Source organism: Vibrio sp. 10N.286.46.A8, from assembly GCF_041470165.1.
GTDB classification, from domain to species: domain Bacteria; phylum Pseudomonadota; class Gammaproteobacteria; order Enterobacterales; family Vibrionaceae; genus Vibrio; species Vibrio tasmaniensis_A.
Genome location: NZ_JBFRLX010000010.1, coordinates 1 through 21,859, shown reverse-complemented (window position 1 = coordinate 21,859; position 21,859 = coordinate 1). Strand labels below are relative to the sequence as shown.

At 45.2% G+C, this 21,859-nt stretch carries 10 protein-coding genes, 2 tRNA genes and 1 pseudogene; 9 read left to right on the top strand and 4 right to left on the bottom strand.

Translation table 11 applies throughout. The annotated features are described in order from the left end of the window. Nucleotides 1-175 precede the first annotated feature (175 nt). Entirely contained in the window at nucleotides 176-10,111 is a 9,936-nt protein-coding gene (locus AB4232_RS01655) for a VCBS domain-containing protein (RefSeq protein ID WP_372085837.1), read from the bottom strand. A 233-nt stretch (nucleotides 10,112-10,344) separates the two neighbouring features. Here AB4232_RS01655 and AB4232_RS01650 point away from each other — a divergent pair, with 233 nt between their 5' ends. From AB4232_RS01650 to AB4232_RS01625, 6 genes are all read left to right on the top strand, one after another. Then, nucleotides 10,345-10,809 (top strand): hypothetical protein, encoded by a 465-nt coding sequence (locus AB4232_RS01650; RefSeq protein ID WP_017102898.1) that lies wholly within the window; start codon nucleotides 10,345-10,347, stop codon nucleotides 10,807-10,809. A 99-nt stretch (nucleotides 10,810-10,908) separates the two neighbouring features. Next, nucleotides 10,909-12,291 (top strand): TolC family protein, encoded by a 1,383-nt coding sequence (locus AB4232_RS01645; protein WP_372085864.1) that lies wholly within the window; start codon nucleotides 10,909-10,911, stop codon nucleotides 12,289-12,291. 30 nt (nucleotides 12,292-12,321) lie between these two features. Continuing rightward, entirely contained in the window at nucleotides 12,322-14,061 is a 1,740-nt protein-coding gene (locus tag AB4232_RS01640) for an efflux RND transporter periplasmic adaptor subunit (RefSeq protein ID WP_372085835.1), read from the top strand. Beyond that, the gene (locus AB4232_RS01635; RefSeq protein ID WP_372085833.1) at nucleotides 14,058-17,201 is read left to right on the top strand and encodes an efflux RND transporter permease subunit; all 3,144 of its coding nucleotides are present in this window, start codon (nucleotides 14,058-14,060) and stop codon (nucleotides 17,199-17,201) included. Before AB4232_RS01640 ends, AB4232_RS01635 begins: the two co-directional genes overlap by 4 nt. A 103-nt stretch (nucleotides 17,202-17,304) precedes the next feature. Next, complete coding sequence (locus tag AB4232_RS01630) at nucleotides 17,305-17,877, top strand: cupredoxin family protein (RefSeq protein WP_372085831.1); 573 nt, start codon at nucleotides 17,305-17,307, stop codon at nucleotides 17,875-17,877. A gap of 112 nt (nucleotides 17,878-17,989) precedes the next feature. Continuing rightward, nucleotides 17,990-18,475 carry a hypothetical protein gene (locus AB4232_RS01625; RefSeq protein WP_004731489.1) on the top strand — a complete coding sequence of 162 codons (486 nt, stop codon included), beginning with the start codon at nucleotides 17,990-17,992 and terminating at the stop codon, nucleotides 18,473-18,475. A gap of 161 nt (nucleotides 18,476-18,636) precedes the next feature. Here AB4232_RS01625 and AB4232_RS01620 read toward each other — a convergent pair whose 3' ends face one another. The 3 genes from AB4232_RS01620 to AB4232_RS01610 form a co-directional block, all read right to left on the bottom strand. Next, on the bottom strand, nucleotides 18,637-18,894 hold the full coding sequence (locus AB4232_RS01620) for a hypothetical protein (protein ID WP_004731488.1): 258 nt from the start codon (nucleotides 18,892-18,894) through the stop codon (nucleotides 18,637-18,639). Between the two features lie 317 nt (nucleotides 18,895-19,211). Then, a tRNA-Gly gene (locus AB4232_RS01615) sits at nucleotides 19,212-19,286 on the bottom strand. Nucleotides 19,287-19,324: 38 nt separating this feature from the next. Continuing rightward, nucleotides 19,325-19,399, bottom strand: a tRNA-Gly gene (locus tag AB4232_RS01610). A gap of 524 nt (nucleotides 19,400-19,923) precedes the next feature. Between AB4232_RS01610 and AB4232_RS01605 the strand changes: the two genes are divergently transcribed. The 3 genes and pseudogenes from AB4232_RS01605 to AB4232_RS01595 all read left to right on the top strand — a co-directional run. Next, on the top strand, nucleotides 19,924-21,087 hold the full coding sequence (locus AB4232_RS01605; RefSeq protein WP_009845522.1) for a threonine/serine exporter family protein: 1,164 nt from the start codon (nucleotides 19,924-19,926) through the stop codon (nucleotides 21,085-21,087). 179 nt (nucleotides 21,088-21,266) lie between these two features. Then, nucleotides 21,267-21,605 (top strand): zinc ribbon domain-containing protein YjdM, encoded by a 339-nt coding sequence (locus tag AB4232_RS01600; RefSeq protein ID WP_004731484.1) that lies wholly within the window; start codon nucleotides 21,267-21,269, stop codon nucleotides 21,603-21,605. 134 nt (nucleotides 21,606-21,739) lie between these two features. Then, nucleotides 21,740-21,859: pseudogene (locus AB4232_RS01595) on the top strand (GNAT family N-acetyltransferase); the annotation flags it as partial.

Genomic DNA, 21,859 nt, shown 5'->3' with positions numbered 1-21,859 from the left:
TAATAAAAAGGGAGCACATCATGTGCTCCCTTTTTGATTGTCGTTTATTCAAGTTTGTATGTTCTTTAGAGAGAAACAATCGGGAGCAATTAATGCTCCCGATTGTGTTTGCCTAGAGTTTAAGCGGTCAGTTACTAGCACTAGGCACTAAGCATTAGGCACCTTACACTTGAAGTCATGAGTTAGGATCTATGTCCGGTAACCCATCGATATCGTTGTGATGATGGTGCTCATCATCTTGGTTATGGTTGATGTTTGCATCATGGTGTTCCAGCGCGTCTGACATATCCAAGTGCGCTTGGTCATGTGTTGCTGCATCTGGTTGGTCGACTTGTGCAAGTATGATATCCATATCCGCAGGTTGATCGTGAACCGTTGTCGATGTCGCATCGGGTTTAATGCCCAATGCATCCAGATAAGCTGCTGCACCATGGTGGCTGGTTTTCTGTTCGGGTTCTTGATGGGTCTGCTGGGTTAAATCCAGATTACTATCATCGCTTAGTGTGACCGTAAAGTCGGCTTGCGAAGCCATGTCTGGCTCGTCATGTTGAACAGGAGGCGGTGGCGGCGGAGCAGGGTGCGATGTATGGACTAAAGGTGTGATCGTCATATCAACCACTTCAGTTCCAACTGTCAGCTTTCCACTATTTCCTGGCCCATGACTGAGTATCTGGATATTCACATGGGCGACCACTTCATCTTGATTTGACCCTTGTAATGCTACTTCAAATTTATCTTCGTGTTGACCGATACCTGAAGCGCTGCCATGTGGGCCCGTATGAACCTGAGCTTGCTCTTGGTAATGTAAGTGGCCGGTTTGAGGATCAATGGTTAATGTTCCATATTGCCCGTGGTGGCTGGTGACATATTGTCCATTAGGTAAATGGATTCTCCAACCGCTTTGTGCTGTTGGTACCGGAGTTAAAGATGGTAACAGTGGTGGTACCCCAAGTGTGCCAGACACTTGGTGGCTTCCCGATGGTGGTCTGACAATGATCGGTTCAGGAATAGCGCTTGCAGCGAAACCTTGGCTACCTGCGGTATTACCGTGTTCGTCAGTCATTGTTGCTTGTACATTAGAACCGGGATGAACTTCAATTTGTATTCCGTGCTGTAGAGTATGAGCATCTAATACATGGTCCTGACCGTTAACGACAAGATGCTCACCGATTTTGGCATCACCAGGAGGCGTAACGGTTGCTGTGATCGTGTTTGCTTGTCCTCGGGCGATTTCAGCTTTGCTGTATAAGTTGTCTGCCCCTGAATTTTCAAAGGTAATCGTAGGAACGCTAACCTGTGTATCGACTTGGTAAGTAACATCTGCAGTGGCATGAGCGCTATTACCTGAGGTATCTGTTACCGCTACTGATGCCTCTATTTTTTGGTCAGCATCGGCAATGAGTTCACTGCCAGGTACGGCAATTGAATAGTGTCCTTTTGCATCGACCACGCCAGTATGCTGTGTCCCATTTACATCTAAAGTCACAATGTCGCCTGCATTATAATCGCCAGAAACGGATCCGGTGATGTCAATGGAGCTGTTGGATTCTTGAGCATTAATCACATTGTCGGCGGTAATTGGGTCTGTTTGAATACCGACGTGTACTTGTGTATCTATATGGACGGAAAGAAGCGAAGATGTAGCCGGTAGCACTGACGAAGGAGCCAATGCTTTGGCGGATAGATTATGATCGCCCTCCGATAAGCTGCTTACGGCAACACTATATTGGCCAGAGGCATCAGATACCGAGTGTCCAACGGGTGTGGAACCATCGTAAATAGTGACTTTCGAGAATGGAATATCAGTGTGTCCGGTAATCGTTGGGGTAGTGTCGTTGGTCAGGTTGTCAGTTTGCGATGAACCTGAATCGCTTGTTGACGCGAGATCCAGAGTAACGGTGTTCGTTGGCGCGACGTTAGTGCCTGAAGGCAAGGTTGGTTGCGTCGTAGTTACCACAGGTTGGTGCAGAACAGTCGTCGAGGTGACTAAGCTACCCGTTGGTGACATGGTGACATGTCCCGAGGCATCAAAGGTGATGAATTTCGAATCTTCCGTATGGCCGTCACTGACTTTTACTTCGAATACATCGACACCATGATAGGAGTTGGTGGCAGAGTTATAACTCATTCCTGTGATAGACGTATTTGGTGTGTAGACGTAGTCACCAGTATTTGGATCGACCGACAATGAACCGAATTGCCCTGTTGAGCTGACGACAGAGAACATATGAGTGTCATTAACGTCTACATCTGTCTCTGTTAATGTACCTGCTGTTGATGATGTCTGGTTAACGCCGAGAATCGGTGCGTCATTGGTTCCGGTAATGGTAACCACGATATCATGGTGCGTGCCATCTGCAGATTGAACCGTGATGGTTTCAGTGTCTGTCTGACCTTCGCCAAGCTGTTGAACTATAGGATGGTTGTTGTCAAGGTCGTAAGTCCAGTGACCATTTACATCGATATGAGCGTGCCCATAGCCTTTGCTTCCGGCTATTCCAGCTCCACCCTGTACCGCGGTAAACCCTGCTGTTCCATCAGGGTCACTCGCCGTCAACGTACCTGAAGCTTGAAGTGTTATGTCTTCTTTTGCCACTCCTGTGGAGTCTCCACTGAATGTTGCAGGGTCAGCGACACTCGCTATATTAATGAGTATTGACCCTTCTTTTGAATCAAGATGACCATCGTTTGCGGTAAATTGCACCGCCCCTAATCCGCTGACACCAGAACTAAAGTAGTTGTGAGTTGGGGTGAAGATGAGTGATGAAACGTCGGAGGCGCTGACGTCATCACCAACATTCACTGTGGTGCCATTCAGCGATAACACGCCATGGGCGACATTGGTAATCGTGATGTGGTTTAACGCATCTCCATCAATATCAGAATATTTAAAGTCTGCGGTGGTGAACGCATGAGGCTTATCTTCTAAAGAACTAATAAAACTCGATCCAACGATAGGTGCATCATTGACCGCATTGACATCCACTACCATCGTTGCGCTTGCCGAATTTTTATGGCCATCATTCGCAGTAAATGTAAATTGCGCATAGTTGGCGCCGTTTTCATTATTGCTCGGCGTGAAAGTTAAATGGCCTGCGTCTAAGTCAGCCTTGCTGATTTGCTGGTTGGCGGTTACGGCGTTACCGTTTAAAAGTAATAATCCATGACTCGGTAAGCTGCTAATAGTCACGAACTGTAACGCATCGCCATCTTGATCACTGTAACCAAATTCACTGGTCGTAATGGTTCTGGTGATGTCTTCATTTGTAGAAACGGTTTGCCCTGTCACCGTTGGCGCATGTTGTAGAGGAGGGGTGACTTCAATAGAGAGAGAGTTTTGAGAAGAGTCTCCTATTGGGTTACCGCCATCATCGCCGACGCGATAAACCATACTTGGCACTTTACCTGTAAAGCCAGCTTCCGGGGTGAAGGTATAATGACCATTCGCTTCGATCGCGAGTGTACCGATACCGGCCATAGTATGTGGTTGCCCCGGCCTTACCGCGACATAACCTGACACCGGGTCTTTTATTTGAATATCTTGCAACACCAGATGTGCGTTGGAATCGGTGTCTGTTGCTGCACCACTCAATCCTTGATCCGTCCCAGAGCCAGTAAGTAGATTCCCTTCAACTGGACCACTATGTTGAACACCAGAATCACTGAGGCTGTGTAGAGTAGGAGCGTCAGTAGTCCCGTTAATAGTGACGGTAATTGAATGCTTGGTACCGTCTTTTGATGTGACTTCAATGCTATCTGTGAGTGTTTGTCCATTGTCTAAGTCTTGAATCTGCGTACTCTTGTTGTCTGCTTTATAAACCCATGTCCCAGTACTAGTGATGTCGAAATGACCATAGGTTCCATCCAGAGATATTTTCGGTTGCCCCTTAAGATCTAATGCAGCTTCGCCATGACCATCAGCGTCAGAAACAATCAGGAGCCCATGGCAATAAAGGGCATCTGGAATAGTTGCTGACCCAGTGATATGCGCGTTGTGGTGAATGTTTGTATCTTCTTTTATGCTGCTGGAGTCACCAGCAAATGTGGCGGCATCATTAACTGCTACAAGGGTTGTGATTGCTCCTGTATGAGTCGTTCCGCCATGCGCATCTGTGACGTCATAGCTAAAATGAACTTGGCCGTTATAGTCTTTGGTTGGAGTAAAAGTGTAGGTGCCGTCTTTGTTATCGACTACAGAGCCGTGATCGACTAGCAGATTCGCAACGGTTAGTTTGCCTAGGTCGTTGCTATCCACGTCTATAGTGTTTGCTAAGAGTTCGGTGGCCGTGATGGTTTGCGCGAGGTCTTCTTTACCGCTGTTGAGCTGCACTTCTGAAGAGCAGTATGGACGGTCGTTGTCGCCATGAATGGTGATAACAATATCATGAGTAGTACCGTCTTTACTTTGTATCGTTATCGTATCAGTGAGTGTCTCATTTGCACCAAGTTGATCAATCGTCGATCCTACCTTTGTTGTTAATCCACCATTTACATCAGCAGTGCCGGTTGCAACACCATAAAACCATTTACCATCTGTATTAAGAATCAAATGGCCATATTTTCCATGATAGGTATAACCAATACCTTTAGAATCAAAACTATTCTCGCCGGTATCTGGATCGATGATTGTTAGTTGCCCCTCAACATGAATCATACTATTAGTTAAATGTGCCATACCGGGCTGGGCAAAGTCTGGCGACATATCAGGGTTTCTGTTTTCATAAACATCGCCAGTATCCACACCTGATATAGCGGCTTTATCTCCAACCGCATCAATATGCAGGGTATTGGTAGCTTCTAACGAATCTTCATGTCCATCATTTACTGTAAATTTAAACTGAACATCGCCATTAAAATCTTGCGCAGGAACGAACTGAAGTTTACTGATGTCAGCTGTAGAGATGTGTTGCCCCGCTGTAACATCGTGTCCATCAAGTACAAACTTACCTTGTGTTGCTGATGGTAGATCTGTGATTGCGATGGAATGTAACGTATCGCCTGTGTCGATATCACTGAATCCAAACTGACTGGCTTGCATTTGGTAATGCGTATCTTCAGTGCCATGTGCAAGTGTCGTCGCAGTAATGCTCGGTTGATCGTTGGTGCCTGTCACCGTTATTGTTATATCGTGAGCAGTGTGGTCTGCAGAATAAACACGATATACAACCTTTTCTACTTCACCTTCAGCTAATGCTTGCAAGCGACTATTGGCTACTTCATATCCCCAAGCGCCACTTGGTGTAATGCGTAAAAAACCACCAAAGGGATCGTGAATCGCCTGTTCTCCTAATAACAGATTGACCTGAAAATGGTCTTGCCCTGCATCAGGATCTGTCACACTCAGCAAACCCGATGCGGCGACAGGGTGTAATGAACTAGGACCAACATTATGATCTTCTTTAATTGAACCAGTATCATCGCCTGAAATCACAGCAGAATCACGGGTGGGAGTGAGAGTTATTGAGGCTGATGTAGCGACACTTCCACCATGTGCATCCTGCACATCATAGGTAAAGGAGACTTTGCCGTTGTAATCTTGGTTAGGGTGAAAGGTGAAGGTTCCGTCGTGATTATCGGTAATCTTTCCATGATCCGCGATAAGATTTGCTACAGAGAGTTTCCCCGCATCATTGTGGTCGATGTCTGTAGCGTTGGCGAGTAAATCAGAAGCATGTAGAACGACATCTGTATCTTCAGTTCCAGCCGTAAGTGTAACTGCGGAGCTAACAACTGGAGCATCATTGTCACCTTGGATAGTGACTTGAATTTGATGATGCGTACCATCAGCAGAACGTACAGTAACAGTATCAATTAACGTTTCACTACTACCGAGAGATTGAATCTTTGCGAGGCTATTATCAATTTCATAGCGATATGAACCATTGGATTGAAGAATGAGTTTTCCACCTTCCTGTGTTGTATATCCGGTATCCCATGTGCCTGTTCGTTGGTTTTGATGAAGATTCCCATCAAAATGATCTTCTCCAGCATCGGCGTCAGTAATGGTCAATTGGCCGTTGTATATGATCGTATTACCGGAGTTTAGGGTAAGGTTATGATCCTCTTGAACAGTAAAGGTGTCTTGTCCGCCAATTGTTGCACCGTCATTCGTTCCGTGTACAACTAATGTTAGAGTCTTCGTATCCGTACCACCATTATGGTCATCCACTTTTACCTGAACATGTATAACTTGGTCATTGTTTACTCCCAAGTTTTGATAACTTGCATGGGAGGGGTCAAAAGTGTAACTACCATCATTGTTAAAGGTTAAGCCATCTACAGGTTTATCAATAGTGAATGTATGCGTGTCTTTTGTATCCACATCCGTGGCATACATCTGACCAGATAAAAGGATTCCACCTTCAGTTACCGATTGTGATTGGGCAGAGAGGACGGGTTTATCATTGGTCCCCTCAACGGTAAACTCCACTTTGTGTTGAGTTCCATCAACGCTGTGAATGGTATACTCCTCTTTGAGTATTTCACCCTCTGAGAGATGTTGTACTAAATAATTACTCATATGGTAGTAATAGTTACCATTACTATTCACCTGAAGATCTCCACCATGAGACCCTTGATAAATACCACCATAGAGCACATCTGGGAATTGTGACTGTGCGGGACCATCTGGGTCAACAACATGGAACACACCAGAAGCTCCAAGGAGATGCCCACTGGAGATATCCACATTGATATCCTCTTTAACCCCAGAACCGGAGCCTGTAATAACCGCCGCATCACTGGTTGGTGCTAACGTCATACTCGCTGAAGTCGCTGTACTGCCAGCATGTGCATCTTTTACATCATAGCTAAAAGAGACTTTCCCATTGTAATCTAGGGCAGGATGAAAGGTAAAAGTACCGTCATGATTATCGGTGATTTTGCCATGGTCGGCGGTGAGGTTGGCCACTGAGAGTTGCCCTGCATCATTGTGGTCGATGTCTGTAGCGTTGGCGAGTAAATCAGAAGCGTGCAGAACGACATCTGTATCTTCAGTTCCTGCAGGAAGAGTTGTTACCGAAGAAACCTTAGGGTCATCATTTGTACCGTGGATTGTGATCTGAATTTCATGACTTGTTCCATCGACACTGTGGATTGTCACCTTATCGACAAGAGTCTCTGTTGACCCAAGATTTTGAATTTCTGTTTTACGATTATCAATTGTATAAGTATAAGTACCATCTTGTTGTAAAAGTACCCATCCACCCATTTTTGTATCATAGCCAATTCCGTGATAGGTGTGGCCTCTTTGAATATCAAACTGAGCTTCACCTTGGTCGGGGTCAACAATATCTAATTTGCCATCAAAATGAAGATTATAATGTGTATCGATATAACCACGATCTTCTGTCACATTCCCGTGATCAACTCCAGTAATAGTCGCGGCATCGCCAGTTGCTTGTAAATGTAAATTCGCGCCTGTTGCAGTGACACCCCCATGTGCATCTGTGACGTCATAGCTAAAATGAACTTGGCCGTTATAGTCTTTGGTTGGTGTGAAAGTGAAGGTACCGTCTTGATTATCTTGAATAGAACCATGATCGGCATGAAGGTTCGTAATCGTCAACTTGCCTATGTCATTGGTATCTACATCTTTGGTGTTTGCCAATAGCTCAGTTGCAGTGAGGGTTTGGGCAAGATCTTCTTTTCCGCTGTTGAGTTGCATCTCACCAGAGCAATACGGACGGTCGTTATCGCCATGAATGGTGACAACGATATCGTGTGTGGTGCCATCTGCAGATTTAACGGTGACAGTATCGGTTAGTGATTCCCCTTTACCCAGATGATCAATAGCTCTGCCTGTTGCATCTTGGCCGATGGAAGCATAGTAGGTCCAGTCCCCGTTAGTTTGAAGTATGACACGACCATGAGTGCCATAATAAGTGCCTGTTTGGGCATAGCTTTCACCTGCATCAGCATCCGCTATCGATAGGTGGCCATCGGTATGGATTTCATCGTTCCACAATTTCCCTATGTTTCCGTGCTGATGATCAGGTGAACGGTCATCAACATAACCGCCAGTCATACTGCCGTCTGATGCTGTGAAAGTGTGTCCTTCATGAACATCGCCTGTCGATGTCCCCATTATCACCGCAGTATCATTGGTGCCATTCACCGTGATAGTCACTTGATGCGGCGTGCCATCAGCAGAATGAACGGTGATGGTGTCGGTAGCGGTTGCTCCTTTACCTAATGCTTGAACGGCAGGGTTTTTATTATCAAGATCGTACGTCCAAGAACCAGTATCGGTCAGATGAAGCGTACCAAACGAGCCTGCAATATCGGTACTTCCTGTGGATGAAGTAGCGAAGTGCGCTTCACCGGTATCCACATCCGTTACCGCAAGTGTGCCCGAGGTTTGCAGTTGTGTTTCTTCGGTCACTGCACCGGAGCTTGTTCCGCTTATCACGGCTTTATCATTGGTGCCGTTAACGGTAATTGCAATTTGATGAGGAGTGCCGTCGGCGGAGTGGATGGTTATGATGTCTGTTGTCGTAGATCCTTGACCAAGAGCCTGAACTTGTGGATTTTTATTATCTAGGTCGTAGCTCCAATCGCCATTGTCTTTAAGGTGTAAAGTACCCAGTGTCCCCTTGAGGTCGGAATTAGAAAAATGCGCCTCTTTTGAGTCGATATCGATGATGTTGAGTTGGCCTGAAACCGTTAGGTCTTTATCTTCAGTAACTTGGCTTGAGCCATTACTTGTCCCGATAGCGAAAAATGAACTTGGTGAATTTGCTGAACTACTCGTGATTACTGCATGGTCGTTGGTGCCATTGATCGTAACCATGACTTGATGCGCTGTACCATCAGCTGAGTGAACAGTGACGATGTCTGTCGCAGTTGAACCTTGGCCAAGCCTTTGAACTACTGGGTTATTGTTGTCTAAACTGTATGTCCACGCACCGTCTTTGGTGATGCTTAGCGTACCGAAATTACTAGTCACTTGTGAGGCTTGAAAGTGGTCCTCTCCAAGATCAGAGTCCGTTACCGAAAGCTGCCCTTGAACTTGTGTCGTTAAATCTTCAGTTAACGTGCCAGCATCCACACCCGTAATTACGGCATTGTCGTCGTTCCCGCCAATCGTCATATCGATCGTTTGCGGTGTGCCATCTTTGGTGTGAATTGTGAAACTTTCGTGCAATGAAGTGGCTGCGGTTAAAGCTTGAACATTAGAGAGCGAGTTATCAACTTGATACTGCCAATGTCCATCAGCATCGATAGTTAATGAACCATATTTACCTGAGATAACTTCAGGCGTAACCGAATTTTCATTTTGGTCAGGGTCTATGACATCAATTTTACCGTTCGCATGTAACAAGCCTTGTGAATCAATATTGTGATCTTCTGTTACCACACCTGTTAGGTCTCCAGAAATATTTGGCGTGTCTTGCTTACCTGTTACCGGTATCTGAACAATGATGCTCGAGCCATTAGATAGATGTAACGCAAAATGATCAGTACCTGGTTGGTGCTGGTTTAACAGGATGTATTGAGGAGAATTTGGATTCAATACGAATGTGTATTGACCATTTGCATCAACATGAAGCTCTCCGTACGTACCTTTTATGACTTCTGGCATAAAGGTGACGGGTAAAGCGGGCGTCGTAGGCGCATTCGAATGAGTCGGCTGACCGTTACTCCCTGAGGAGATAGTCGGCATCGATACCGAAGGAATGTAATGGACTTGCGGGTGAGAAAGCGTCGATAAATGATGAGAAGGAACTAAGTTAGAGCTCAAACCATGGGCGGCATGATTTGCACTTAAGGTTGAGTTTACGTCGTTGTCACTCGCCTGAGCGTCTTGGAGAGCAACCGCTGATGAGTCCGCCTTACTATGCTCATCGGTGACATCTTTTTCGGTCACGTTATTTGCGGTTACTTGATCTGCAGCGTCACTGGAATTGTCTATGCTCTCTGCAGCAGCGTGTTTAGCCAATGATGGCAAAATCATCATGAGTGACTGAAAAAGTGGGATATTCACTTTTAGATGTGAATGCAGTCTGCGCTTCTTTTTTTGTGTTGGTTTCTTTTGTTCTAGCTCGTTACTTTTCTTATTTTTGATTTCTGTATTTTTCTTGTTTGTTTCGACGTTTTTTTTGTTAGCCATTTTTATCATCCGTGAATCGTGGTTGCACTATCTTAAGTAAAATACACAGATAGAGGTTTCGCTAGCTAATTGGATAATTTTTAAAGAAAAAACTGCAAAGTCGAAGAATTATCTCGTTTTGATGAAAGAGAGGATGAATACTTTTTCAACGGTCAGGTAAATATCGGCACAATGGCATTGACCTTACCCTAAGGGGAACGTTTATAGTTGCGTTGTAAATTCAAAGGTAAGCTATGACAAACACATTCCGAAAAACTTGGATTATTGTTTTCAGCATCATTGCGATGTTGATGTCTAGCTATGCCTCAAGCTCCTCAGCCTTGATGACTGAAGTAATGATGATGGAAATGGGGTCGAGCAAGTCGGCTTGTTACCACAGCGATACTTCGGTTAATGATTCAATGGCAGGGTGTCATGTGATGAGTGAAGAAGTACACCCTGAAGACTCTAACATGAGTGCTCATGCTTTGATGGCTCAATTCGATATGTCTTCAATGAGCGAAGACGGCAGCCCGATGATGGGTAACCATTGTTCGAGTGCCGATTGCTGTGCCTCAATGTGTTCTGCAAGTCCCTATCCAATTCAGGCTGTTCAAGCCGTTGATCAACTTTCCTTTTCATTAGCTCGTTTTCAATCGGTCACGATTGGCCAGAAAGTCGCACGCGCTCAATCTTTGCTACGCCCACCTTCCGCATAAATCTATATCTAAAAATACAGTTATATCAGTTAGATAAATCTGATAAGCCATTCTTTTTTATGCGCTAATTAGCGCTAGATATGGACATTCATTGTGAATATGAAACCAACAACCTCTGTGTTTGTAATGAACACGAGCTTAGTGGTCGCTGCTGTCTTGTTTTCAAGCACTGCATTAGCGACGACTGAGTTAACTTCTACCGTTCAGCAAAGCTCATCACAGCAGCTCAATACTCTGATTGAGATAGCTTTAAGCGAAGATGGAAATCGCAAGCAGTACTTTGCTCAGTCTCAAGCGATGCGAGAAACGGGCATTGCTAGCTCGACCTTAATGGACCCGAAATTGAAAGTTGGATTTGGCGGTTTGCCTGTCGATAGCTTTCAATTCGACGAAGACCCGATGACCAATATATCGGTAGGGTTGATGCAGCAGTTTGAGCGTGGCGATACGCTTAACCTCCAACAGAAAAAGGCAGGCCAACAGGCAGATGCTTTAGCTTTGCAGGTGCAAGCAAGAGAATTGACGGTTGCGAATAGCATGACGCAGCTTTGGCTTGAGTTAGGTTATCAACAAAAAGCTGAGTCGGTGATACGTCAAAATCGTCGCTTGTTGGTTGAGCTTGAAAACTATGTACAAACCAATTACTCGATTGGTAAAAGTGAAGCGCAAGATCTGCTTAATACTCAGCTCCAAGTGAGCAAGCTTGATGAGAAACTTCAGGCAAACCAACAGGTTCAGCGTCGTCTAATCTCTCAGCTTTCTGAATGGTTGGGTTCTGATTGGCTAGGCTCTCAGGTTCTTGATTCTCAGGGCACACTGAATGCAACTAACCAAATCGATTGGTCGTTGTTGGAAAGCAAATTAGCGACCAATATCGATTCAACCAAGCACTACCAGCTACTGACTGACCATCCTTTGGTTAAGATCTCCGATGTCAGTATTTCCTCCAATCAAACTCAGGTTGAATTAGCCGAGCAAGCTTATACCCCGCAGTTTGGGGTGGAAGTGATGTATGCACACCGTCAAGCCAATAACATGGCGGGTGAACCAGCTTCTGATCTTGTGAGTGCTTATCTGACAGTCGACATCCCGCTGTTTACAGGGAGCCGACAAGATAAAAACTTATCGGCTGCTCAGTATCAAGTTGGTGCGGCTAAATCTCAAAAAGACACCTTACTTTCCCAAATGAACGCGCATGTGAACGCATTGCTGGTGGACAGATCAAATCTGATCCAGCGATTAGATCGCTATCAAACGTCCTTGCTTCCTCAAACCGCAGCACGAATCAGCGCGGTTGAGAGGGGCTATCAAAACAATACCGCTCAGTTTAACGATGTCATTTTAGCAACGACCGATGAGCTGGCGCTTAAGTTAGAGCAACAACGTTTGATCACCGATCTCAACATCGTTAACAGCAAACTGGCGGCGTTAGTCAGTGGCTTTGAATACCAAGTAAACCAACCACAACTCAAGCGTAACTAAACACACAGCCAATCAATAAGGGAATAGACAATGAGTACAGTAAAAGTAGCAACAATCGCTTTATTGGTCGGTGGTGCATTGGGTTTTGGTGTGAACCATTTTCTAATTAATCCAGCACACGACATGTCAGCAATGGCAACGAGTACAGACGCCGAAGTAAGTAAACAAACCAAGGATGAACCTCTGTATTGGGTTGCTCCGATGGACCCAAATTATCATCGTGATAAGCCGGGTCAATCGCCAATGGGGATGGATTTAATCCCTGTTTACGCGGATGACTCAAGTGGTGTTAAAGATGAGCCCGGTACCGTGTTCATTGATTCTTCGGTAGAAAATAATCTGGGTGTCAAAACAGCGAAAGTTAAGTTCGAAGCGCTGTCTCCTCTGATTGAAACCGTGGGTTATGTGGCGTTCGATGAAAGTACATTGTGGCAAACCAACGTAAGAGCAGCTGGTTGGGTTGAGAAGCTCTACATCAACGCAGTGGGTGAGAAGGTAAACAAAGGTGATGTGCTTTTCACACTCTATTCTCCAGAGCTTGTTAAAGCACAAGAAGAGTTGATCAGTGCTTATAAAACGGGTCGTAAAGGTTTGATCAAAGGTTCGACTGAACGCTTAATTACCTTGGGTGTTGATAAGACTCAAATCCGCGCTATTACGCGCAAAGGCAAAGCCTCGCAAACAATTGAAGTCAAAGCGCCAGCCGATGGTGTTATAGCGAGTTTGAATATCCGAGAAGGTGGTTACCTTTCACCTGCACAAGCGGTGATCAGTGCAGGCCCACTAGGCGAAGTATGGGTTGATGCTGAGGTGTTTGAGCGTCAAGCGCACTGGATCTCGTCAGGCAGCAATGCGGTGATGACGCTAGATGCCATTCCCGGCAAAGAGTGGTTGGGTAATGTCGATTACGTTTACCCAATCCTTGACCCAAAAACTCGAACTTTGCGCGTTCGTTTGAAGTTCTCCAATCCAAATGGTGAGCTTAAGCCAAATATGTTTGCCAATATTGCGCTGAAACCCATCAGTGATGAAGCCGTTCTTACTATCCCAAGATCTTCGGTGATTCACTCCGGTGGTATGACTCGAGTGGTGATGTCAGAAGGTTCTGGCAAGTATCGTTCTGCTCGTATTGAGGTTGGTCGTGAAGCTGGCGAAAAAATAGAGGTGCTTCAAGGGCTAGAGCAAGGTGAGAGCATTGTCACTTCTGCGCACTTCATGTTGGATTCTGAATCGAGCCAATCCGCTGATCTGTCACGCATCAATGGTGTTGAAGAAGAAGCTGAAACCGTATGGGCGAAGGGTGAAATTTCCGATGTTATGCAAGGTAGTCGCATGGTGACGATTAACCATCAGCCTGTTCCAGAATGGGATTGGCCGGGCATGGTGATGAATTTCACCTTTGCGGAAGGCTTGGACATGAGTGACGTCCAACGTGGTAAGGCGATTGATTTCGAGATGAGAAAGACAGAGTCAGGGCAGTACGAGGTTGTGGATTACAAGGTCAACAAACACAAGATCGCCGGCGAAGTTTGGGTAACGGGTGACATCACCATGTTGATGGCAGATTTTGGCATGATCACTGTAAAACATCAGCCAGTCCCTGAGTGGAATTGGAAAGCGGGTGAAATGAATTTCCAAGCCAGTGATGACCTTGATTTATCTGAGTTTGCCGAGGGTCAAACCATTCGGTTTCTAGTGGCGAAGCAAGGTTCTGATTATGTGCTCAAATCTCTCGAACCGACGAATAGCACGGGTGAGGGCGAACTATGATCAATGCAATTATTCGCTGGTCTATTAGCAACCGTTTCTTAGTGCTGGTTGCCACTGTCGCCATCGTATTTGGCGGTTTATACAGCGTTAAAAATACACCTGTCGATGCCATTCCTGATTTGTCAGATGTTCAGGTAATCATCAAAACCAGTTATCCGGGTCAAGCCCCACAGGTGGTCGAGGATCAGGTGACCTATCCACTCACCACCGCCATGTTAGCTGTACCGGGTGCTGAAACAGTTCGTGGCTACTCGTTCTTTGGTGATTCCTATGTCTATATCATCTTCAATGACGATACCGATATGTACTGGGCGCGTTCACGAGTGTTGGAGTACTTAAGCCAAGTTGCACCTAACTTGCCATCGAGTGCCAAGCCAACACTAGGACCCGATGCAACCGGTGTGGGCTGGGTTTACAGCTACGTGTTGCAAGATAAAACAGGTCAGCACGACTTAGCGGAACTTCGTAGTTTGCAAGATTGGTTCTTGAAGTATGAATTGCAAACTGTAGAAGGCGTGTCTGAAGTGGCGACCGTTGGTGGCATGGTGAAGCAGTACCAAGTACAGATTGATCCTGCCAAGTTACGTGCTTACGACCTAACGCTTCAGCAAGTCAACAAGGCAATCCAAGATGGTAATCAAGAAACAGGAGCGTCTGTTGTTGAGATTGCGGAAGCCGAACATATGGTTCGTACCACCGGTTACCTGACAAGCATCGAAGACATTCAATCTCTGCCGCTAAAAGTGACCGACAAAGGTACTCCGTTGCTATTAGGTGACATTGCTGACATTAATTTTGGCCCGCAAATGCGTCGCGGTATCTCTGAACTCAATGGTGAAGGTGAAGCCGTTGGTGGCGTTATCGTGATGCGCTTTGGTGAAAATGCCAGTGAAGTGATCGACTCGGTGAAATCCAAACTCGCTGAACTGCAAGCGGGCCTACCTGATGGTGTCGAGATTGTCGCGACTTATGACCGTTCTACTTTGATTGATTCAGCCGTTGAAAACCTTTGGAAGAAGCTGGCTGAAGAGTTCATCGTGGTCGCCGTGGTGTGTGCGCTGTTCCTGTTCCATATCCGATCATCACTGGTTATCGCGCTAAGTCTGCCTGTTGGTATCTTAGGTGCATTCATTGTGATGCATTGGCAGGGTATTAACGCCAACATCATGTCTCTTGGCGGGATCGCGATTGCGATTGGCGCCATGGTGGATGGTGCCATCGTAATGATCGAGAACGTTCATAAACACATTGAACGGACTCCGCTCACTGACAAAAACCGTTGGCAGGTGATTGGTAAGGCAGCAGAAGAAGTCGGCGCACCACTGTTCTTCTCCCTGATTATCATTACCTTGAGTTTTGTGCCTGTGTTCGCGCTAGAAGGGCAAGAGGGCAAGATGTTCTCGCCACTTGCGTTTACCAAGACGTATGCAATGGCCGCTGCAGCCGGTTTGGCTATCACGCTTGTGCCTGTGCTAATGGGTTACTTCATTCGCGGTAACGTGTTGCCTGAACACAAAAACCCAGTCAACCGCAGCCTAGTGGCGATGTACAAGCCGCTTCTGAACCTCAGCCTAAAATATCCAAAGGTGATGATTGTTATCGCACTTGGCTTAATGGCGTCTGCTTATTACCCAACCAGTAAGCTTGGCAGCGAGTTCATCCCTCCTTTGGACGAAGGGGATTTGATGTACATGCCAACCACGTATCCGGGTATCTCAATAGGTAAGGCTCGTGAGTTGTTGCAACAAACCAATAAGCTCATCAAAACCATTCCAGAAGTCGAAACCACGTGGGGCAAAATTGGCCGAGCAGAGACAGCAACCGATCCTGCACCGTTAACCATGATTGAAACCGTGATTCAGCTTAAACCGCGAGATGAGTGGCGTGACGGTGTCACTACTGGGTCGCTACGAAAAGAGTTTGATGATCTGATTCAATTCCCCGGTTTGACCAACGCTTGGGTCATGCCAATCAAAACGCGTATCGACATGTTGGCGACGGGTATTAAAACGCCAATTGGTATCAAAATCGCAGGCCCAGATCTGAGCGTGATTGAGGATATTGGCTCTCAACTTGAACCTATCTTGAATGGTGTCAGTGGCACGGCCTCTGTCTACGCTGAGCGTGTTGCGGGTGGTCGTTATGTGACGATAGACATCAAACGTCGTTCTGCTGCGCGATATGGCTTGAGCATTAAAGAAGTGCAACAGGTTATTTCGACTGCGGTTGGTGGCATGAACGTGGGCGAAACCGTTGAGGGGCTAGAGCGTTATCCAATCAATGTTCGTTATCCACAAAGCTATCGTGATTCTGTCGTTAAGTTGCAGAACCTGCCGTTAGTGACACCAAATGGAGCGCGAATTGCTTTGTCTGATGTCGCGGATATTCGCTATGAAGATGGGCCACCAATGATTAAGACGGAGAACGCGCGTCCTAATGGCTGGGTGTTCGTTGACATCGAAGGGCGCGACCTTGGTTCTTATGTGGCAGAGGCGCAAAAAGTCGTTACAGATCAAATCGTCTTACCTGCAGGTTATTCACTGGCGTGGTCTGGTCAATACGAATACATGGAGCGCGCCAAAGAACGTTTAAGTGTCGTTGTGCCAATCACCATCGCCATCATCATGTTGTTGCTCTACTTAAGCTTCCGCCGTGTCGGTGAGGTGATGATGATTATGCTGACATTGCCACTCGCAATGGTTGGTGGCCTATGGCTGATGCATGTCCTCAATTACAATTTCTCGATTGCGGTGGGTGTGGGCTTTATCGCCCTTGCCGGGGTAGCTGTTGAGATAGGCGTCATTATGTTGGTCTACCTAAACCAAGCATGGCACTACAAAAAATTGGATGCGGAGCAGAACCAGCAAGCACTTCAGAGTGAAGACTTAACGGATGCGATTCGTGAGGGCGCAGGACTGCGTGTTCGCCCAGTGATGATGACGGTACTTACTGTGATTATTGGCCTCATCCCAATTATGTATGGCGAGGGAACGGGCTCTGAAGTGATGCAGCGAATTGCTGCGCCGATGATAGGCGGAATGGCGTCTGCACTATTGCTTACCCTACTGGTGTTGCCTGCAATCTTTAAGCTCTGGAAACAGCGTGAGATTACGCATAGCCAAAACGAGACAAACAAATAACTTATTGATTATTAGCCCTTACTTGCCAAAAAAGAGTGAGTAAGGGCGCACCACATGAACATGTGAAACTAACAAAAAAACAGAATTAAGCTAAGGAACGATCATGAAAAAGACACTTATTGCGATTGCACTGATGTTAACTACTGCAACGGCTTTTGCTGAAATGGACCATTCGAATATGGACCACTCAAATATGGATCACTCGATGATGAAGAGTGGAGAGATGAATCATTCAAAAATGGATCACAGCATGATGAAGGATGGAAAGATGGACCATTCGAAGATGATGAATATGGAAGGCATGTCAGAAGTTGGGATGCCAGCTCAAGGCGCAAAACCCGATAAAGTCGTTCATGTTCTACTGAGCGATGACATGAAAATCACATTCAAAAATAAGGTCGATATTGAGCCAAACGACGTGGTGCAGTTCGTTGTTATGAACACGGGCAAGATCGACCACGAATTCTCGATTGGTTCTGCTTCAGAGCAATTAGAGCACCGTGAAATGATGAAAAACATGGGTAATCACGCTCATGACTCGGGCAGCACAGTTACAGTTAAGCCGGGCAAAGCGAAACAGATGCTTTGGCATTTCCATGGTGATAATAACGTAGAGTTCGCGTGCAATATTCCTGGTCACGCTGAAGCGGGTATGGTGAAGTCGTTAACGCTATAAGGTGATACACAAGCCATATCTAGTTCAAAGGGATGAGTGCTAGGTATGGCTACATTGTTTTAGTGCTATTTAGGTATTAGCTTTAAAAGACTACAGGAATAGGAGTTTAAGGATGAATAAGACAGTTCTAGTACTTGCAGTAACGGGTGCTTTAATAACGTGGTCGACCCACAGCATTGCTGCTAAACCTGAGTGGGCTGGTAAAGGTAAGCCCGATTTAGAAGAAGTGAAAACGCTCGCTGAGGCTAAAAAAGTTGAAGGCGAAATTGATGATCGTGAGAAGCAGCTTGATTCAATGATCGAAGAGAAAAATAAGAAAGCGAAAAAAAGTAAGAACAAAAAAGATAAGCAGAAACTAGATAAAGAACTCGACGATTTGGAAGACGAGAAAGAAGCCCTCGAAGAGAGTAAAGAGAAGCTCAAAGATAAGAAAGAAAAGCTTGAAGATGATATGGATAATGACGAAGAAAAGTCGGGATTAGAAAAGCAGAAAGACAAGAAAGCGGAACAAGAGCGTAAAGAAGAAGGAAAAGGGTCAGAGAAAGGCCAACAGCAGCGTGAAGAAAACAGCAAAAAGTGGTGGAACTTCTGGGAGTAATACGAGGGCGTTACATCACCAACTCATTTCAACCTATCAGCACAGCTTTGTGTGGCAGCTAAGTCATTGGTTAAACATTGTGACCAGTTAAAGATAAGTCTCAACCTGTTCAGGAATACATGAACTAACTTGTATTGGCTGAGGCTTATCTGTAGTTAGAATCACTGTAGCAAGATAGAAGTTTCAAGCAGGTGGTGTGCTTCGCCGCTCAGGTGCGGTAGCTCTGCCATGATCTTTTTAAACTTGTCGTCGATTGATTCTGCTTCATTCAGCGATCGAAAAGCCAGTACAGCTTGTTCAGGCTCGCTGTTCACATAACCTTTCAATGTATCTAGCTGAATTTTATTGGCATTTTCAACTTTTGCTAAAGCGACATTAATTGCTTCGATGTTAATTGTTAACTCATTGCTTTTAAACATTTTTTATTATTTATGGGTTGTTGCTAATGCGCGCACATTAACACAATGATTTTTGCAGATATTGACCAAGATTATTAAATTGGAACAATTTTGAAAATCGTTAAAAGCTAGACTGCAATATGTAATGGGAAAGGTTTAAGAAATTCGAAGCGATTTAAGGAGTTAATAGCGCTAGCTGCTTAATTAGCGTTGGTTGGTTAGACTTAACAAAATGGGTTTAAGCTATATGGATTAATGCTTATAGGTTTAACGAGCGGAGAAGTTTTTTGAATAGGGTATCGCTGGAAGAAAACACGTAACAAAACATAAGGAGGAATTGGAGCGTGCAGCGGGAATCGAACCCGCATCATCAGCTTGGAAGGCTGAGGTAATAGCCATTATACGATGCACGCACACTGTCTTAAGAGTAAGACTGAAGCATCAAGAAGACTGGAGCGTACAGCGGGAATCGAACCCGCATCATCAGCTTGGAAGGCTGAGGTAATAGCCATTATACGATGTACGCACATCGTCTTAACGAGTTTGATAATGCCACATCTAACTGAAAACGAAACCTTTTTCTTTCATTTTTATTCTAAGTGCTCGCATAACCACCACTCCGCTAGTTTTTCCATCATGTTCGGCGCTTTTAGAGTGAATAAAATGTGACTAAACTCTCGTTAAACGTAGGGCGAGAAACAACAAAGAACGCTCCGCTCTTTCTAAGACCCACTCAGTTGGATTTATAAACCTATTTTAGTGGTGTTTCCTCATCATAAAATTAACATAAATACAGGCAATTTGACTGTTAACATAAACTGATTTCCATTCGTATTTTGATGCCCATTAATAACAATCTGGATGCATGATTTTAACTTGCCAGTCTGTTAAAGTATTCATCAAGCGAATCCGAGATGGGTGGAGTTATAGGCTCCTCTAAGCGTTCGAAGAAAAAAGTAACGAATTTAGTTGATAATTCATGCAAAACTCTCGTCATTACCTCTATCGTTTGGTACATTTGCCGCACATTTTGTCTCCCCTAAAATTCCCATGCCTTCTCAGTTCCGAATTAACAAAATTGTTGAAATTGGTGACACTCTTCATCGCAGTGGTTGTGCTCCTTACAAGCTAGAGAAATACACCCAATTCTATGCAAAAAAGCATGGTGTTGATGTGATGATCCAAGCAACGCCAACCGCGATTAATTATCAATTTCCAGACGATAACAACGCCGTTATTCTTAAGCGTCTAAAGCCTGCTTCGATTAACTTGAGTTTGTTGGCCAATACCATCATTCGTATTAACCAACCGAGCAGTGAGCCTGTTCCAGAGCCTGTCGGTTACTCTAAACTTGTGACGGCACTGGCCAATATGGGTATTCCGCCAGCGTATCTGATGCTAATTGGCAGTACGTTAGAAGCGGTTGGCTTTTCTGCATTACTGGGTTTGATGGTTTGGGTATGTCAGCAAGTTCTTCATTCACGTCGCGCTATTGCGGTTGAATTCATCTCGGCACTATTAACGGGTATCTTCGTGGCATTTTTGGCAAGCACAGGGTTGCCGATCCCGGTGTGGGCGTTATGTATCGCTTCGATTGTCTTGTTTGTCCCCGGGTTATCCATAGCCAACGCACTAGAATGTTTGGCGTTTAATGATCTCGTCTCTGGTACCAGTTTGTTAGGGCAGAGCGCATTAACCCTGATAAAGCTGTTTGTCGGGATTATTATGGGGCTCAACATTGGTGAAGCGATATGGGGACAAGCGGTCTCCATTGACTATACGAATGCGGTTCCGACATGGATGCACATATCTGGTTTGGTGTTGATCTCGGTGTCGATTGGTGTGATGTTCAATGCGCGTCCTAAAGACATCTTACTTGGCTTGCCAGTGGCAGTTCTGGGTATGTGGGGGCCATTCTATCTTGGTTTTGATAGTGGCTGGGTTGTCGGTACTTGGGTTACGACGGTTCTTATTACTTTGTACGGGACTTGGATTGCCAAGAAGATGGAACTCACGGGCTCTATTTATATCGTGCAAGGGATCATCATCTTGGTTCCGGGTAGCCGAGTATTAGTGAGTGCTAGCCAGTCGGTGTTTGAACAATCGATTTTGCCTATCCCTAGTATCGGTTTGTCGGCGTTATTCATGTTCTCTGCAATCGTGGCAGGGCAAATCACCGCTTACTCGATTTACTCACCAAAAGTCGAACGTTAAGCCGTTCCGCTTTTCAAATCTTTAAACAAACACAGCTTAGCGGCTGTGTTTGTTCGTTTTAGGTACTGATCTTTTCTAAGTTAAATTACGCTACTGAAAATTGGTTCGATTTGTGCTCGCTAAGCCTAACAAGAGTCATTAAAATGGACGCAAATTTTATTTAAATGAAGTATTAACGTATGTCTTTACCTCCTTGTCCGCAATGCCAATCTGAATATGTCTACCCAGACCAAAACAACCTAATCTGCCCTGAGTGTGCCTATGAGTGGAACCCAGAAGAAGAGCGTTTAGAAAGAGAAGCCGCGCGTGTTAAGGACGTAAATGGCGTTGTATTGGAAAGTGGTGATAAAGTTACCTTCATTAAAGATCTAAAAATCAAAGGCAGTTCTTCTGTACTGAAAATCGGCACTAAAGCGGTAATCAGACGAATCAATGAAGGCAAAGATCATCAGTTAGATTGCAAGCTTGATGGTGGTGGTGAAATGCTCGTTACAGCGAAGTACGTTAAGAAGCAGTAGCGGCCAATGGTACTGATCTATCATTGCCGTTCAATAATTCTGACTGAGACATTGTCGTAAATCTTCAATAAGTTTACGTGGCTTCTCGGCATACTGATTCGCATATTAAACCGCAATAATTTCAGAGAATTAAGATGATCAGAGAATACCGTCCAACCGATATGGAAACCGTTTTAGATATTTGGTTAACCGCCTCGGTCAAGGCGCATGATTTTGTGGCTCCTGAGTTCTGGGAGTCGCAGGTAGGTAATATG

Bases quoted from the DNA above. Each gene is read 5' to 3' on its own strand.
- AB4232_RS01635 (WP_372085833.1), top strand. From the start codon at position 14,058: ATGATCAATGCAATTATTCGCTGGTCTATTAGCAACCGTTTCTTAGTG.
- AB4232_RS01645 (WP_372085864.1), top strand. From the start codon at position 10,909: ATGAAACCAACAACCTCTGTGTTTGTAATGAACACGAGCTTAGTGGTC.
- AB4232_RS01625 (WP_004731489.1), top strand. From the start codon at position 17,990: ATGAATAAGACAGTTCTAGTACTTGCAGTAACGGGTGCTTTAATAACG.
- AB4232_RS01600 (WP_004731484.1), top strand. From the start codon at position 21,267: ATGTCTTTACCTCCTTGTCCGCAATGCCAATCTGAATATGTCTACCCA.
- AB4232_RS01640 (WP_372085835.1), top strand. From the start codon at position 12,322: ATGAGTACAGTAAAAGTAGCAACAATCGCTTTATTGGTCGGTGGTGCA.
- AB4232_RS01650 (WP_017102898.1), top strand. From the start codon at position 10,345: ATGACAAACACATTCCGAAAAACTTGGATTATTGTTTTCAGCATCATT.
- AB4232_RS01620 (WP_004731488.1), bottom strand. From the start codon at position 18,894: ATGTTTAAAAGCAATGAGTTAACAATTAACATCGAAGCAATTAATGTC.
- AB4232_RS01655 (WP_372085837.1), bottom strand. From the start codon at position 10,111: ATGGCTAACAAAAAAAACGTCGAAACAAACAAGAAAAATACAGAAATC.
- AB4232_RS01605 (WP_009845522.1), top strand. From the start codon at position 19,924: ATGCCTTCTCAGTTCCGAATTAACAAAATTGTTGAAATTGGTGACACT.
- AB4232_RS01630 (WP_372085831.1), top strand. From the start codon at position 17,305: ATGAAAAAGACACTTATTGCGATTGCACTGATGTTAACTACTGCAACG.